Raw genomic sequence first — 16,386 nt, 5'->3', positions numbered from 1 at the left:
AGTACCCGTCAAGGGTTGTGAGCCATGTGATGTAAGGGGAGCTGGTTTGTATGCAGCGACGATCCACAAGCCAGGCCTGCTCAGCGGGTCCAGGGTGGTGGCAGCAATGAGCGATTTCCGGCGTTTGCATTCACTGGCGAAGCAGCAACCTCAGCAAATGAAACCAACTGAAAAAACGGTTCTGTTTCAAGTTCATTAGCTTGGCTGGATGACCCCGCTCTCTCGCTTTTGTGTTCATTACGATAAGACGCATACGCCCAGTGTCCGGGAGCAACATCCGAGGCCGGGCGATTACGGCTCTGCGCTATACCGGCCGCTCGCAACTCATGCTCGATGCTGCTGATCAAGCCCCTCATTTTCCCCATGTATTCGGGGCTGTAGGTGTTATCCGCACGGTCAGGTTTGGCATACAGCGTAAATTGAGCGCCCTGCGTGATGCGCGCTTGTTCAGGCGGCGCGTTTGTATGTACGCCACTCATGTCGGTCACTTTCCACTTGTCGACAGGGCTGTCGTCGGCTTGTAACAGTTTGCCTATCGCATCAAATGCGCGCGCAACGTGCTCGGGCGCCACACTCAGGTGAAACTTGTCACCGGCAAAGTCGCCCTTGCTCTTGGGCGCTCTGCGGTCCATGTGAATAAACATGTCGGTGCCCGTCATCCGGCATTTGTTGAACGCCGTCCAGCCGCCATGATTCTCGCCCCGCGCTCGCTGTACGATCTCGTAGGTGGGGGCACGGTGATTCAAGGCGAACCGGGTTTGAGTGTGTGCAAGTACCTCTCCCTTATTCATGCGATTCAGTTCAGCGTTTGTATTTTTTCTTACCGGTGGTGGAGTCAGCTGGGTGTTCAGCTTCAAACTCAGCATGAGGCTGTTTACGGGCATAACATTGATTTCCTGCTTTCTATCGAGAACCAAAATGCAGGGGTGGCGACGCCGTCGTCCCCCTTTTGTATTCATCAGCCTGAATGGATTGATGGCTGTCTGTTCACGTAGAACCAGCGACCTTAAGTTGATTGGCGTGATCAGGCGTAATACAAATACCCAACGTCAGGAGAATTGATCGCCTTTCGAAAAGCCGACGTCGTGTTTGATCTTGCCGTCCCTGAACTGGTCCATCCACGGTAGGACATCAGCGCCTGCGGCTTTTAGCGCGTCCATGTTGTCTTTCACAGCCTGATTGGCCCCGTCGCGCTCTTCGAAGTTACTGCCCCCGGCCCAGTTGGCGTTGCCGACTTCGCCTATTTGAGGCTTGAAGCCAGCACCCGTCAGCGCCTTTATCTCTGATGAAAGACGCGAAGACGCGTCGGCACCGCTGGCGTATTCATGGATACTGCCGATCAGGCCAGGGTTGCCACGGCCATTGGCGGCTTTCAACTGATCGGCGTATTTGACCAGCCCGCTCTCCCCGCCTGCCGTCAGACCGCCGCCCCAATTGCTGTCCTCTACCACAATGTCGCCCTTGTAACCGGCGTCACGCGCAGACTTGATCAACGTGCTTTGCATATCAGCCCAGCCCTGAGTGGCGCTCTTGCCACCTTCGTTGAACGTGTCGAGTACAAAACTTGGGTGCTTTCCAACTGCGGAAACGACGTTCTTGACATCATCGGCGGCTTGTTTGAGTTTTTCACCGGTCAAGACATTGCCGCCACCGCCATTGGCGTTGTCACGAAACGTGAACTGAACCTTGACCCCCTGTTTGTCGCCAGCATCGACCATCGCCTTGAGCTTGGCCATTTGCTCCGGGTCATTGATCTGGTCGTGGGTCATCTGCATGCGCAGTGTTCCCCCGCCGGCATTCTTCACATCTTCGACCATTTTTCGAGCTGCCTCGGGAGAGGCAATCCGGTCCGGAACAGTATTAGCGCCACCATGAGCACCCAGGCCAGAGTTGTTGAGCGGAAAAGTTTCACCGGACTGTTCAGGTGGGCTCGCGTCTGCAGCCGAACTGTTTGCACAGTCTGGGGAAGCTGAACTACTTCCAGGCCCGGACGATCCAGAAGGCTGGCTTGCAGAAGGCTCACTTGCGGATGAGTTGCTTGCAGATGGATGGCCTGCGGAAGTGTTGCCCATCAAACTTTTGAGCAGCGTAAAGATAAGCGTCTTCAGCGCCTCTACCAACTCGCTTTGACCTGTGAGCCACTTGCTCGTCCAGGGCCTGCAATAGCAGCGTTTGGCGTGCCGCTTCCCCAACTGACGGCATTGCTCGAGCCGTTTGTATGTTCTGGAGGGAGAAAGTTAACGGCATTGCCTGATGTTTTTCCGGAATGTTGCGGGTCCGGTGCCTGATTGCCTGGCGAGAGAGGTGACCACGATGAACCGTTATTACTTACGTGAGTATTAATCGTCATTTCATTACTCCGTTTCTGTGGACGTAACACGCTGGGGTGAAACGGTTTTTCGCAATGCTTCAAAAAACCCATACCGCTCACCAGCGTCCGAGCAGCTGAGGCTCAGTGGAAAGAGGCCTTTTGGAACACCTTCGCTGCATCCAGCAAGATGGCGGTGTCCAGTTCACTGGACAGCAATTTGTTGGCCTCGGAAAGCCTTGCCAGCTTGACACTTTGGGATTCAAATCCCATATCCGATGGCGTTCCACCGATGCGCCTGGCAAGGTAATAGCGGGTACGTGATGTTGTTCTGTCGTAATCACCAATGAAACCGTGAAGTTCAACCCTAAGACCGGTCTCTTCGTAGACTTCCTTGACGGCATTAGTCCTCAAGTTCAGCCCGGTTTCCTGTTTTCCCTTGGGCAACGAGTGAGCAGTGCCGAATACATGATTAGTCGGCTCGGTGACCCATATCCTGCCATCAGGTTCGAAAATTACTGCGCCACTGGCGGGATGAAGATGGCCATGATTCTGAAATTCCGGCTCTCTGAACTTCACAGCGCGGGTTGTAATCTGGCGCCAACCCGGAAGGGTTTCGGGACACCGCCATGAGGTGAACGGTATGTTGTTCAGGCTGCCACTGGCAAAATGGTGAGGTACGAAAACCGCCGTCCTGTCTGGAGTGTTCCATGTATTAGCCGTCGTGGGCGACGTGGGGGTTTTAACGGTAACTACCTGGCCATGCTCATTCTTCCGGGGGTGAATATGAGGAAGTTCCTGCTTCACACTGACAAGCCACTTCTTCCTTCTGATCAACATTTCTCCGAGCGCAGCGCGTTCGAGGCTATTACCAGGACCGTGGTTCAAGCAGAGCTCTCTGATATGCACGTCGGCTATTTGTTCTATCGCCGTAATACCAGCACGGATCTGATCACGCTCGATGTACTGAAAAACACGACTTGACGTGTTGTCTTTCCTTGACAGCATGGTCACCAGCTCCATAGGCGTGGCGCTAAACTGGCTTCCCTTGCGCTCTCCGCCTGCCCTGAAAATCATCGCGCCGCCCAGATCAATACGCACAGGCGTGTGATCTTGGGTAAACAGAATATTGTCCAGATCAAGCCCCGCGACATCCCAGTTGGCCAACCAGGCATCCACGGCAAACCCTTTCATCAACTGGCCGCTTCTCGCCATAGCGACAACGCCTTTGTGATTCCCTTCGAGCACTCTGGAAATTAACGCAGTTTTGCCATCACGGAGCGCGAGTCTTATTTCGGGGACGTCAATGCCTGCAGCGATATACAGCCTGGAAGCGAGCAGCTCGTTGCGAAAACGATCCATGTAGTTATCGGTGTAGTTATTCGTAAGGCGCCCGGTCTTCACATACCACTTGATGCCATTGGGCGCCCGGAACAAACCGCCCGGGTTAGATCCCTTGGCCCGGGAAAGCTGTTCCCATTTATCAGTCTCGGGTGCGGCGAGTTCGACAGCTCTTTTCGAGCGTCCCAAAACAGTCATCTCAACGGTGATGCCATCACCCTCCGGATAAGCCTGCGTAACTTCGTACCGGTTGGTGATATCCAGAATGACTTCGTGTTCACTCTTGCCCGCCACCGATGACGGCAATCGGCTTGTACTGAGTGTCACACCCTTGGCACCGCTGTGTCGGAGCGCTGGCACAGGCCCCATTGCTTTCAGTACAAAAAGAACCTGTATTTCATTCTTCTTCTCCGCATTGAGCAGTGCGAACCCCCTGGAAATCGCCGAAACCGTAGAGGCACTGGCCACGCCTCGTCCAGTGTAACCACCGTTTGCCAGCGGCATACCATGCACCAGGCCATGTGCCAGTTCACGACTGTAATAGCCGTGGGGAAGTTTCAGTAAGTCCAGCGCAGAACGCTTATCAAGAGATATGCCCCGGTAAAGCACTTTATGACAGCATGGTTTGGCTAATTCAATGGAATAGCGCGGTATCGCATCCCTTAGAAAGGCAAATTCAGTGTTGGTTGTTTCAGCGGCAGTGTACTTCTGCAGCACCCGCATGAACTTGTTACCCTCTATCGATTGCAACACGGCGTGTTGCCTGTCAGCCAGGTGATGCTCATCAGCCGTGTTGAAATGGCTCAGAGGGACGCTTTTGCCTCGCCCGCGCGAGATAAAGTTAGGCACCCAATTGCTGCTGACGGACGGCCCCTGCATAGGCTGGTGCGCTGGAGCAGGTGGGTTTTGCGCAGCGGAAAACCCAGGATGACTGAAATTATATTTTATGGGATTTATCATTAAGCGTTCCTGTAAATCCGTCTTGGGGCACGCGATGAAACGTTGTCTCTGGAACAGCGGGCATCTACTTACATCTGGCCAGATCGCCAGCAACCGATACGCGCAAGGCACGTAGCCACACCCTGAATAAAGCCAACTGATAATAAGAAGACGGGAATAAGCAGCTCATTGCCACCAATGTGCAAAGGTCATCAATAAGCAGGCTTTATAATTCAATCGATGTAATACACCGCAGAGACTAATCATCTATACCCAGTGGAAATTGAGTAGATGAGTGTCGCACTGCACCAGTGGGTTCCAGAAAATAATGAGAATACGTCTCACTTATCATCCGGTATCACTGACAGTGATCAACAATGAGCCAATCGGCGCTGCCCTTTCAGGAAGTAATGGTGTCGCTTGTCAGCCAGGTCTACCGGCAAAAAACGCCATCAGCTCGCGTTTCATTCAGCGAGCATTTGCTGGACTCTGGCGATCAGCACATTGGCCGCAAATGGCTTGGCCAGCACTGACATCCCGGCCTCAAGCTGGCCGTCATTAAGCAACGCGCCCTCCGCATAGCCGGTAATGAAGAGTACTTTGAGACCAGGCCGCGTTACACGGCCTGCGTCGGCCATCTGACGCCCATTGATACCGCCAGACAACCCCACATCGCTTATAAGCAAATCCAGGCGCACGTTGGACTGAAGTATCCGTAACCCTCCCGCGCTGTCAGTTGCTTCAATAGCGATATAGCCTTGATCCTCCAAAACCTCTGTGACCAACAAACGTACCGTTGGCTCATCCTCGACGACCAACACTGTTTCGCCTTCCTTCGCTCGTGGGTTAGCGACTGGCGCGGAGCTGGAGTCGCTATTGCAAACGCCGCCCTGGTGCTGGGGCAAGTAGATGGTTACTGTCGACCCTGCTCCCACAACCGAGTGAATGCGGACCTGGCCGTTTGATTGTTTGGCAAACCCGTAAATCATGGATAAGCCCAGGCCTGTACCCTGACCGATGGGTTTGGTGGTAAAAAAAGGTTCGAACGCTTTGGCGATGACCTCGGGAGGCATGCCCGTTCCGGTGTCCGATACACTTAACGACAGATAATTTCCTTCAGGCATGTCCTGGCGTAAAGAGGCCTTCGCGTCGATTGAACGGTTAGCCGTCTCAATGACAATAGTGCCCCCGTCAGGCATCGCGTCACTTGCATTGATGCACAGATTCAACAAGGCATTTTCCAGTTGAGAAGGATCAACCAATGCCAGCCATAGATCCGAGACTTTGGCTGTCTTGATCTGCACACTTGGACCTACCGTACGCTGGAGCAGATCAATCATGCCGCCGATGAGTTCGTTGACGTCAGTCGCGGTCGGCGCAAGAATCTGGCGGCGCGAAAACGCCAGCAGGCGGTGCGTAAGTGCTGCGGCGCGCTTTGTCGCCCCAAGCGCCGCCGCCATATACTTATCGATGTTTGTGAGCCTGCCTTGTGCGAAACGAGCGTTCATAAGCTCAAGGCTGCCCAAGATGCCGGCTAACAAATTATTGAAATCGTGGGCCAGGCCCCCGGTAAGCTGCCCCACTGCCTCCATCTTCTGCGATTGCCGCAGTTGCTCTTCGGATCGCATCAGTTCTTCAGTGCGCTCGGCAACGCGCTGCTCCAGTGTTTCATTAAGCATACGCAAATCTGCTATCGCCCTGTCACGCTCTGCTTCCAGGGCGCGGCGCTCTTCCAGGTCTATCAGAACACCCGGCAAACTAAGCGCCGTTCCGTCCTCAGCCCGGTTAACCCGGCCATTGGCCTCGATCCAATAGTAATTACCGTCCGGGCGGCGAACACGATATTGATGTACGTAGGCGCTGCCACTCGCTATCACTTGTGCAATAGCTGCAGTAATACCCGCTCTGTCATCAGGGTGTACGGTGGACAGGACCTGCGCTTGTGTCAGCCCTTGCCGACCTATTGCCTGATCCAGTCCAAAGGACTCGGCAAAGGGCTCATCAACGGTGAAATCATCACTGATAAGGTCCCAGTGCCACGTGCCGATAATGGCACCGGCCGCAAGTGCTAGTTGCACCCGCTCGACACTTTCACGCGCCAGGGCTTCACTGGCTCGCAAACGCTCCTGAGTTTTGCGCCGCTCAGTCACATCACTGAAAAATATCGCAATCTGGCGGTCGTCAGGATTGCCCACCTGTACGGCTCTCACGTCGAACCAACGGTTGAATGTTCTGGCGTAATTCTCGAACGTTTTCGGCTCCCCGGTTTTTGCGACGTGACCGTATATCTCAAACCAGAACGGCTCGAGGTCAGGCGCAAACTCTGTCACCCACTTGCCACGCAGATTGACACCGGCTTCCCGCTCGAAGGCAGGATTGGCCTCTAGGAAGCGATAATTCACTGGCTTGTCGTGCTCGTCAAACTTCACCTCGACAATGGCGAAGGCGGCTTCGATTGTGTAGAGGATGGTTCTAAAAAGCTCATGGCTTTGGCGCAACGTGACTTCGGAGGCAGGTGTTTCTGTCAGGTCGAGTTTGACCTTGCTGGTGTGTCGGAGGCTTTGTTCCTTGCCTGTAGTTTCAGCGCGCAGGCGTAAGACCTCGGCCATGAGTTCGGCCTTGGTCAGGTGCTCTACTCCATCACTATAGGGCATTGCTTTCCTCATCGACGTCAACGTGTTGCGGGTGGGAAGAAGAGCGTTGGAAAAGACCGTTGGGTCAATGCAATCCGTAGCAGCCAATACCACTTCCTGACAGCCTGGAGGCCGGTAACTATTCGGTTACGGGTGCCATGCGTCTCATTGAGACCCTGGTCGTGATTCGGGTGCGCATGACTCTAGACTGCCCTGGTTGATATCGATTCAATAATTCGACTGTCGTGGCCGCGCAATACCTGTTGAAAAAGTCGAGACGAAGCTGTTTTTCATCTGTCCTAAAAAATAGTCGTACAACCTGAAATAGTCGTACAACCTGAAAGGTGAGAAAACACGCTCATGCCTGCGAGTGAAACCGTCAGTTATCTGCAGCAACACAACTTGCTACTGGTCACCGCCGAGTCGTGTACGGCAGGTCGCATAGTTGCTCTTTTGGCGGAGGTTCCAGGCAGCGGTTCGTTGGTCGACTGCGGCTACGTTGTTTACTCGCCAGAGGCCAAGCACCGCCTTTTGGGCGTGAAGCCTGAAACCATCGAGCGCTTCAATCTCACCAGCGTCGAGGTTGCTCAAGAGATGGCAGAGGGCGCATTGCAGGACAGCCCTGCCAATGTAGCGATTGCAACGACCGGCCTGTGCGGGACCGAGGACGTAGACGGCATTCCGGCAGGTACTGTGTGTTTCGCCTGGGGCTTTGTACATGCAGGGCGCACTTGCGTATTCACTGAAATACAGCGTTTCTCTGGCGACAGAGAAACCATGCAGCATGAGGCAGCACTGCATGCATTGGAAAGGCTGCCTTACGTTCACTTGAAGCTGAAGGGCCTGGAAAATTCAATTGATGAACACCCGCCCCTCTGCGACGCGTGACAGCTTGCGCAGAAGTCAGTCGACCGGTTGATCATCGATCATACGTTTGCTTGAAGCGAGCCATTACAAGGAGTTGAGATGAACAGCACACACCCTTTCTCGAGACGAACAATAATCAGACTACCGCTCGCAGTCTTCGCTGCATTCTCCATTGTGGCGTGCGCAGGCAACAATAGCGGCTCCAATGTTAATGCGCCCGGCGCGCCTGCAACAGCCTCCACAAAAGTCCTTGAGGCCGGAGCGAATGTTCTCCAGACACGCCCCCCCATTGAAGCGTTGAACGCATACCTTGACGGCTTCCATTTCTATAACGGTCGTCTTCATTCACAGATGGAAGCTCATCACTATTGTTCGATTGTGAATGAAGAAGTCATCCAGTGCGTCATCTACGACGGTAACGTCAAGGACGCAAAGTTGATGGGCGTCGAATACATCATCAGCAAGCGATTGTTCACGCAGCTCCCGCCCGCCGAGAAGGCCTTGTGGCACAGCCATGTGCATGAGGTGAAATCAGGTCAGCTCATCGCCCCGGGAATTCCTGCTCCGGCGGAGCATGCATTGATGGAGAAGCTCGTGAATACCTACGGAAAAACCTGGCACACGTGGCATACGGACCTCGACAAGACTCTTCCTCTGGGCGTGCCTCAACTGATGATGGGATTCACCTCTGACGGGCAGATAAAGCCCGCGCTGGTTCAGCAAAGAGATTCCAGATTCGGCGTAAACAGCGAAGAAGAGAAAAAGTCTCGAGCAGATATTCCGACACCGGCGGTAGACGCAGGTGCCGACGCCTGGCGTAACGGCAACGCCTTTCAGATAAAAGACCCCACAGGCGGCCACTCTCATTAGTAGGCAAACCATTGCTGCGCATAATAAAAGACGTGCGCATCACCGAAGCAGACATCATGGAAGCTGCACGAACCACTCAAGGGATCGTCGAGATGAAAGATATCAAGTACGCGTTCATTGAAAGAAATGGGGCTATCTCGATCATACCTGCAACTTGATAGCGCGCATTGCTGAACACGACTGGGTGTTTTTTAACACCCAGTAGATCAAAAATTGCTTTAGTCATCGAAAGCCATCGAATCAAGACGCACGCACATTTAGTGTGCAAGCTACTTCTTCTTTAACGCCTCGATCAACTCGGCTTTGGTCATGCTGGACCGTCCCGACAGGTTACGACTTCGGGCTTCCGTCATCAGGCTCGCCTTGGTTTGCGTCTCCAATGACGCAGAGGATTCTCGTGAATGACACTGTCGGGTTTTAGCGGCGCGTTTCGCGGAGTCGGACTCGGCTTTCTGCTTGCGTGCCAGAGGCGTTTTGCGACCAGACCCTCCTGGTTTTTCGCCACCTCCCGACTGCTTGTTGACAGTCGCCCACGCACGTTCCTCAGCCTGAGCTTTGGGTACGCCTTTGTGCTCGTAAGACTCCTCGATGTGCTCAGCCTTACGCTTCTGTTCTTCGGTGTATTTGTCCTTGCTTCCACGTGGCATGACATTTACCTCCTCTTAAAAGGTATGCAGCGACCGCCGACTTGAGTCAGCGCCGCCACACGGCAATATCAGGTCAGGCTAGCGCCCGGCTCAAGCTTGCTCGTCTTGCTCTTCATCATCGTGTTTGAGCGCAGGCTTCATGCCTGGCTGAGGTGCGTGCTCGGCATTTGGCGCAATTTCTTCACCGTGGTTCTTTTTCTCTTGCTGGACTTTTTTGTCGTGAGCGACGTTACGTGGATCGGTCATGGGAATTCCTTGATTGGCAGAGGATTCAAATATCCATCGACGCGATATGTTGGTTTTGAGCGCCGGGACAAGATTTGGAGTCAGGTCGTGCCAAGGCGTTCAGTGCATTTCTACCCAGGGTTTGCCAGAGTGAATTATGAAATACCCAGTGTGCATGGCGAACTTGATGTGCTCACGTCCCGGCAGCTATTTCATCGTAGAAGATCTTGAAACCGGTAATACGCACCCACCAATGGCAGAAACCAGGGGTTCCCGAAATGCCCAGGAATCGCTGGCCAAGTAAAGTCCCGCCATGGGTTCAAGTCGGAACGGCCGTCGAGAACTTCGGCCATGATCGCGCCCATATAGGTCGACATATGCGTGCCGTGGCCGCTGTAGCCCATTGAATAAAACAACCCATCATGCTCACCGGCGCGAGGAAGGCGGTCGCGGGTCATATCGACCATGCCACCCCAACAGTAATCAATGCGTGTATTGCTCAATTCCGGAAATACTTCGATCAGCGATTTCTGCAGGATGATCCCGCTTTTCATGTCGGAGGCGGGGTTGGATGTAGCGAATCGCGCACGACCACCGAACAGCAAACGATTGTCGGGAGTAACCCGAAAGTAATTGACGAAGTTTTTCGTATCGGTGGTCATGCGTCGGCGTGGTAACAGACGGTCAAGCACCTCTATTGAAAGGGGCTCTGTGACAATGATAAACGCCCCCACCGGCACAATGCGTCGGCGAAACCACGCCAAGGGGCCCACCGAGGATGTACCGGTCGCAAGCAGCACTTGTTTGGCACGCACTTCACCACGCGGCGTCTTGACTTGATGCACTGTGCCAGTCTGACGCGAAAGACCAAGCACCGGGGCATTTTCATAGATTCGCACCCCGCGTCGGGCAGCCGCCTCTGCAAGGCCCTGGCCGTAGCGACCAACATGCATGCCGGCGCTTTTGCCGAAAACCAGGCCGCCAAAATACCGGTCCGAACCGATCTCGCTGCTCAACTGCTCGCGCGTCAACATGTAGGTGTCGGGGTCACACTCCTGCTCCATGAGCGCCTGCGACCGGGCCAGCTTGTCAAAGTGCTCAGGTTTGGCCGCAAGCTTGAGCTTTCCGACGCGCTTGAAATTGCAGTCGATGCCCTCCTCCGCGATCAGGGATTCGACTTTGCTTACCCCGGCATCAAAGGCGCGGTACAACATATTCGCGCGCTCACGCCCGATGGCAGTCGACAGTGCGTAGTAATCCTGAGCAAAGCCGTTGTTACACATCCCGCCATTGCGACCGGAAGCCGCATTGCCGACCAAGCCTGCTTCGAACACGGCCACGCTCGCGCCTTTTTTGGCAAGCGCAATCGCGGCGGACAGACCGGTAAAGCCGGCGCCGACGATTGCCACATCTACCTCGCCACTGGGCGCATCACGTTCACCGGCTGCAAATGCAGGCGCGGTATCCAGCCAGTAGGGCATCAGTTTCATCAGGGGCTGTCCATTATTTCAGGGTTAATCATCGGGTCGCGCATTACACAAATTCGCTGGCCGTACGCGTCAACCAATCGACTGGTTGGACAGGGCGAACAGCCGCGCATCAGTTTCAGCAGGGCAAACCTGCAATGGCGTCAGGCGGACCATGGGTATCGCATGGTCGACGCAGGGCAGACCTTGCTCGGTCAACCAATCCGATAAGCCTGCGTCTTCAGTGACGTCGATACGCACGAGCTGTCCGCGATGGGTATTGGCCAGTGCCGCGATCAGCGCCTTGGCATCCGCTGCAGCAGCAGGCCCCCTGGCGATTACCGGACCGATGACCACACCCTGCCCGAACTCGCGCACACAGCCGTAAGCTGAAACACCCGCGCCGCGATCAATGACCAAGGTACTGGCGTGGTCGAACAAGGCTTTCAGTAATACACTGCGATCCCGGCCTGTGGCGGCCAGATCCAGTTGTTGCAGCGGTTGCTCGTCATCGGCCTGCATGACACGCACGCTCACCGAATCAGGAACAAGGTGAGCGACATGTTCAAGCTTTGCCTGGTGCTGGTTGACCTTCCCATGCGCAACGAAGCCGAGCCGCGTGTACAGTGCCAGGCCTTGCTGAGTGGAATTGAGGATCAGCGTTCGCTCGCCGGCCTGCTGCATCAGTTGATCCATCAGAGCGCGCCCGATGCCCTGGCCCTGCAGCGAGGGGGAAACAATGATCATACCTACCGAGGCATGGTTTTCGCCTTGTGGCCACCACAACGCCGTGGCAAGCAGTTGCCCCTCCACCTCCACCGCAAGACCAGCGCCAAGATCGAAGGCGAAGCGCCATTCCGCCTCTCGGTAAGGCCAGCGCAAAGCGTCTGAAAGCCCCACCGCCTGCGGTAAATGGTCTGCGCACAGCGGTATCACGCATGGAGACGAGCCCATAGAGGGTGCTCCACATACAGTTCCTTCGGGATTGCTCACCAAAAGTGCCTCGGGCAGGTATATCAACGATGTAGCCATTGTGATTGCTGCAACACCCTTTTATTACAACACCAGGAAATCAGCAGATGGTGTTGAACGGGCCGTTTGGCTGATAGAAAAAACCGTATTGTCCAAGTTCCTCAGCAGACTTGGCGTATTGCACCAAGCGTGGGCCTCTCGCAGAAGATTCGGCGCTCATCAGCGTTGACTCGCTGACAGCACGCGCAGAGGGGTCGAATGGCTGGGTACATCAGGGGATAAACAATTGCCTGCGTGTTTTTTGATTCAGGACGCCATCGCAACACCCCTACGCTGTGCAGACGTTTACAAGGGGCTGTTACGTGACGATCACACCTATCTCAGCCTGTGGCTCAATGCTTTGGCCGGGCGCTGATTATCCAGCGTGAGACCTGCGACTGAGTGGAAAATGAAGACGAGATAATGTTGTATCGATAACCGACTAATCCATTTAATAACACCTCACGGTTCATCAGGTTGGACGCAATAAAGTAAATACACCCCGTTGAAATCAAATGCTGTGGCGCCTCAGTGAGAAAACGAGTCAGCAAATCACCATTAGGGTCACATAATGCGATTTCAGCTTCGTGTTCTATCTTTTTGTCGAGTAAAGGCGGATTAAACAGAATCGTGTCGAAGCGCAGGCCTTTCAGATTTGAGAATAAATCGCTCTCTAGCACCCTCCCCGGTATCTCCATACGGCGGAGGTTTTCGGTGCTGCTCAAAATTGAGTCTTTTGAAATATCGGCCAGAACCAGATCCATCCCAGGGCGATAGAGAGATATCCCTATATAACCACTGCCACACCCGAGGTCCAACACGGTTCTCCCCAGATTTTTGCTCGACAGCGCTTCGACCAAAAGGCTGGAGGACAGTCCGGTCCCGGGATGGTACACATTAGGCGGAAGAAACAACTCGACTCCGCCTATTGAGGGAGCAGGTTGCGGGTTGGTCAGATTGGCAACGTGCTGCGCGTGGCTTGAAAACGTGCAGGGCCCGATCTCAATCCATTCCATCGGAAAAACCCGGGTATGGATTTCTGTCGATTCATTTGCATCTTCGTGCATTGAAAACGCCCTTGGCCGGTAGTGACCCAAGGTGAGTGGTAGCGAATCCGTTATGGTTCCAATAGCTCAACTGACTTCAGCCCTTCCCGACTCCTTACTACGCGCGTTGGCTTGGATTCATGAAAAACCACCGACCTGCGACCAGCCCGCTATTCAGCATCCATGTGTCTGTGAAAGACTTCTCGCAGTTCACGATAGGGAGGGCCACGTTTTGAAAGCACTTATTCTTCTCGGTGCTCTGCTGCTGAGCAAGACGCTGTCCGCTGCCCAGCTGGAATTGCAATTGGGCGAGAGCAGCCGCATCTGGCAAACCGAAGAATTGCTTACCCATCCTCAGCTGCAAGCTATTACCGTTAAAGATGATGTGTCCTACAAGAGGGACATGACCTACCGTGCCGTGCCTCTGGCCGCGCTGCTGAAGGGAACCAAGCCTCAGGATCACCTGCAGGCCGTGGCACTGGACGGGTTTGCCGCAGAGCTGCCCGCCGCACCGCTACTCAACGATAAAGGCGCACGGGCCTGGCTGGCTATCGAGGACCCTGCCCATCCTTGGCCGCCATTGTCCCCTGGCAAACCCAGCGCGGGGCCGTTCTATATCGTGTGGACGGACCCGCAGGCAGGCAATATCAGCCCGGAGCAATGGCCATTCGAAGTGGCCAGCATCAAACGCATGGCTTCAGTTGCCGAGCGCCTCCCCGCCATGTTGCCGGACCCAGCGCTCAAGCCTGACGATCCGGTCAATCAGGGCTTTGCACTGTTTCAACGAAACTGCCTGGCGTGCCACCGCTTGAACGGTGCAGGTGATGCACAGTTAGGACCCGATCTGAATATTCCCTATAACCCGACCGAGTATCTGGGCATAGACTTCCTCAAGCGCTACATTCGCAACCCTCAGGATTTGCGTCATTGGCCACAGGCGAAGATGCCGGGGTTTTCGGAAACGGTACTGCCGGATGCCGACTTGCAGAGGCTGATGGCGTATTTGCAGCATATGGCGGGACGCAAGATAGAGCCTTGATCCATAGCGTGCGTTATTACCCGTTGCAACAAAACAACTGTTTTCGAGCCCTGATCCTCAACGCTGATGCAGCTGAGCGAAAATTTATAAATTTGTTGTGGTTGTGCTAAAGATTTTTCCTTGGAGCCGATACATTGGATTTGCCGCTCAGAAAAATCAAACCCATTAAAAGCAACACATGAACACCTGTACATCAAAACAATCTGCCAGGAGACTTTTTAGGTTTTAACTTGATTTATATTGAGTCGTGAAATTATCTAATCCTCTTGAAAGCGCTTGAAACTGAACGTAAAACCTAACACGTTGCTTTCACAGAACCTTACAAAAAACAGGATGCTGGCAATGATTAGAAATTTCAAAATAGGCACCCGAGCCTATCTTAGCTTTGCAATGATAGGTTTTATGGTGCTGTTTCTATCTGTGTTCTCCTTTCAGTCAATATCGAAACTGAGGGCTGCCCAAGTTGAGACAGGGCAAAAAATGCTACCAACGGCTACGACCATGAATCGACTCACGGAGCTCACCCTTAGGTTGAGAGTGCTGTCTTACTGGCTATTGGCAAACCGTGACCAGGCGACGTTGGATCGCATCACCGGCTTGATGAAGCAGCGTTATGATCAGCTCAAGACACAGCAAAATAAATTTGAAAGTCTCGTGCACGGGGAACAACAAAAGACAGCTTATGACGCTTATAAAAAAGCAATGGACGAATACGCTGTTTTGTTTCCAGCACTGCTTTCCCTGTCAGAACAGGGAGATACCGAAAAACTAAAATCACTGCTTAATAATGAGCTTAATCAAAATCACAATGCCGCTCTTTCACAGCTGAACCTATTGGCTGAAGACATCGAAGAAAAAACAGTCAAGGTAAACTCATCCGTCGAACAAGAATACAAAAAAATAGTGAATCTTTCTGTCTTTTTTGTCATCGCTGTATTTATCTTGGGTGGCGTCTTAGCCTGGACTATAGTGAGGAGTATTCAGAGGCCTTTAAAGATCACGGTCGACATTGCTGATCGCATTGCTCGAGGAGACCTGAGGGAACCTATCGACGTTTCAGGCGATGATGAACTTTCTTTACTTCAGAAGTCCATGCAAGTCATGCAAGGAAAACTCTCTGAAACATTGGGCATCATCACCCACACCGCCAAGAACCTTACGGCTTCTGCTTCTGATTTAAGCCTTCTGGCTGAATCACATGCCAAGTCGGCCGATGAAGAGAATCAACAAGTCGAGCGTGTTGCCACAGCGTTCAATGAAATGAGCATTGCTGTCGATGAGGTGGCGACTAATGCGGTTACCACTGCGCAAGCGTCGAAATCATCCGCCGAATCAACCCTGGAAGGAAATCGTCTTGTTATCAATGTCATTAAAGCCATCCAGGAACTTACAGGCGATGTTCAACAAAGCTCGGTTTTAGTGAATGATTTTGCCCATCAAGCAGCCGGCATCAACAATATATTAGTGGATATCCGCTCAGTGGCCGACCAAACGAATCTGCTCGCATTGAATGCTGCTATTGAAGCAGCACGAGCAGGCGAGCTGGGCCGTGGATTCGCCGTCGTCGCTGATGAAGTTCGTAATCTTGCGTCGCGTACGCGCGCATCGACTCTCGAAATAGAAAGCTTGGTAAGCAGTATTAGCCTAGGTACAGATCAAGCCATTGGAGCCATCAACAGAAGTGTTAGTAATGCCAGCACAACACTTGAAGTCGCTTTGGGCGCCGGCAAATCATTAGAAAAAGTAAGTTTAGCTATTGAAAAAATCAGTGATCGCAACCAGGTCATTGCCAGGGCGGCAGAAGAGCAAGCAAGCGTGACACGAGAGATTGAGCAAAATCTTGAAAAAATCAGGACGTTGGCTAACGAAGGCGTGGAGAATTCTAAAATCACTAACATGGCCAGTCAGGGCCTGTCTAATACCGCTAATTCGCTGGATCTTCTATTGAAGAATTTTAAACTTGTGTGATTTTTTGTTACCACAGTTTTTTAATC

Annotated in this window: 13 protein-coding genes and 2 pseudogenes; 6 read left to right on the top strand and 9 right to left on the bottom strand. The window is 53.3% G+C overall.

Going from position 1 to position 16,386, the window contains the following annotated elements; translation table 11 throughout:
• Positions 1-80: 80 nt before the first annotated feature.
• The 4 genes from ospF to I9H09_RS02760 all read right to left on the bottom strand — a co-directional run bounded on the left by ospF (position 81) and on the right by I9H09_RS02760 (position 7,242).
• Positions 81-884: a type III secretion system effector phosphothreonine lyase gene (gene ospF / locus I9H09_RS02775; RefSeq protein ID WP_024670905.1), complete on the bottom strand. Its 804-nt coding sequence runs from the start codon at positions 882-884 to the stop codon at positions 81-83.
• Between the two features lie 165 nt (positions 885-1,049).
• Positions 1,050-1,817 (bottom strand): cellulase family glycosylhydrolase, encoded by a 768-nt coding sequence (locus I9H09_RS02770; RefSeq protein WP_005895615.1) that lies wholly within the window; start codon positions 1,815-1,817, stop codon positions 1,050-1,052.
• 635 nt (positions 1,818-2,452) lie between these two features.
• Complete coding sequence (locus I9H09_RS02765; RefSeq protein WP_005895613.1) at positions 2,453-4,609, bottom strand: NUDIX hydrolase; 2,157 nt, start codon at positions 4,607-4,609, stop codon at positions 2,453-2,455.
• 443 nt (positions 4,610-5,052) lie between these two features.
• Positions 5,053-7,242: an ATP-binding protein gene (locus tag I9H09_RS02760; RefSeq protein ID WP_236502305.1), complete on the bottom strand. Its 2,190-nt coding sequence runs from the start codon at positions 7,240-7,242 to the stop codon at positions 5,053-5,055.
• A 339-nt stretch (positions 7,243-7,581) separates the two neighbouring features.
• Here I9H09_RS02760 and I9H09_RS02755 point away from each other — a divergent pair, with 339 nt between their 5' ends.
• The 3 genes and pseudogenes from I9H09_RS02755 to I9H09_RS02745 form a co-directional block, all read left to right on the top strand.
• Positions 7,582-8,109: a CinA family protein gene (locus tag I9H09_RS02755; RefSeq protein WP_024670902.1), complete on the top strand. Its 528-nt coding sequence runs from the start codon at positions 7,582-7,584 to the stop codon at positions 8,107-8,109.
• Between the two features lie 78 nt (positions 8,110-8,187).
• On the top strand, positions 8,188-8,958 hold the full coding sequence (locus I9H09_RS02750) for an OBAP family protein (RefSeq protein WP_053481615.1): 771 nt from the start codon (positions 8,188-8,190) through the stop codon (positions 8,956-8,958).
• Positions 8,959-8,960: 2 nt separating this feature from the next.
• Positions 8,961-9,116: pseudogene (locus I9H09_RS02745) on the top strand (YetF domain-containing protein); the annotation flags it as partial.
• A 111-nt stretch (positions 9,117-9,227) separates the two neighbouring features.
• On the opposite strand, the gene I9H09_RS02740 reads toward I9H09_RS02745, so the two are convergent.
• The 5 genes from I9H09_RS02740 to I9H09_RS02720 form a co-directional block, all read right to left on the bottom strand.
• Positions 9,228-9,605 (bottom strand): hypothetical protein, encoded by a 378-nt coding sequence (locus I9H09_RS02740; protein ID WP_024670900.1) that lies wholly within the window; start codon positions 9,603-9,605, stop codon positions 9,228-9,230.
• Positions 9,606-9,695: 90 nt separating this feature from the next.
• Positions 9,696-9,851, bottom strand: coding sequence for a hypothetical protein (locus I9H09_RS02735; protein WP_005895597.1), 156 nt, complete (start codon positions 9,849-9,851; stop codon positions 9,696-9,698).
• A gap of 191 nt (positions 9,852-10,042) precedes the next feature.
• The gene (locus tag I9H09_RS02730) at positions 10,043-11,320 is read right to left on the bottom strand and encodes an NAD(P)/FAD-dependent oxidoreductase (RefSeq protein ID WP_005895594.1); all 1,278 of its coding nucleotides are present in this window, start codon (positions 11,318-11,320) and stop codon (positions 10,043-10,045) included.
• A 69-nt stretch (positions 11,321-11,389) separates the two neighbouring features.
• Complete coding sequence (locus tag I9H09_RS02725) at positions 11,390-12,250, bottom strand: GNAT family N-acetyltransferase (RefSeq protein WP_024670899.1); 861 nt, start codon at positions 12,248-12,250, stop codon at positions 11,390-11,392.
• A 410-nt stretch (positions 12,251-12,660) separates the two neighbouring features.
• Complete coding sequence (locus tag I9H09_RS02720; protein ID WP_122347377.1) at positions 12,661-13,374, bottom strand: methyltransferase; 714 nt, start codon at positions 13,372-13,374, stop codon at positions 12,661-12,663.
• 211 nt (positions 13,375-13,585) lie between these two features.
• On the opposite strand from I9H09_RS02720, the gene I9H09_RS02715 reads away from it, so the two are divergent.
• The 3 genes and pseudogenes from I9H09_RS02715 (at position 13,586) to I9H09_RS27040 (ending at position 16,360) form a co-directional block, all read left to right on the top strand.
• Complete coding sequence (locus tag I9H09_RS02715) at positions 13,586-14,392, top strand: cytochrome c (RefSeq protein WP_122347378.1); 807 nt, start codon at positions 13,586-13,588, stop codon at positions 14,390-14,392.
• A 333-nt stretch (positions 14,393-14,725) separates the two neighbouring features.
• Positions 14,726-15,499, top strand: a pseudogene (locus I9H09_RS27045) (MCP four helix bundle domain-containing protein); the annotation flags it as partial.
• Positions 15,485-16,360, top strand: coding sequence for a methyl-accepting chemotaxis protein (locus tag I9H09_RS27040; protein ID WP_371903811.1), 876 nt, complete (start codon positions 15,485-15,487; stop codon positions 16,358-16,360). The pseudogene I9H09_RS27045 and the gene I9H09_RS27040, both read left to right, overlap by 15 nt.
• Positions 16,361-16,386: the final 26 nt, after the last annotated feature.

This window comes from Pseudomonas tremae (genome assembly GCF_023278125.1).
GTDB classification, from domain to species: Bacteria; Pseudomonadota; Gammaproteobacteria; order Pseudomonadales; family Pseudomonadaceae; genus Aquipseudomonas; species Aquipseudomonas tremae.
The sequence above is the reverse complement of the archived record's forward strand: the minus strand, read 5'-3'. Positions and strand labels throughout refer to the sequence as shown.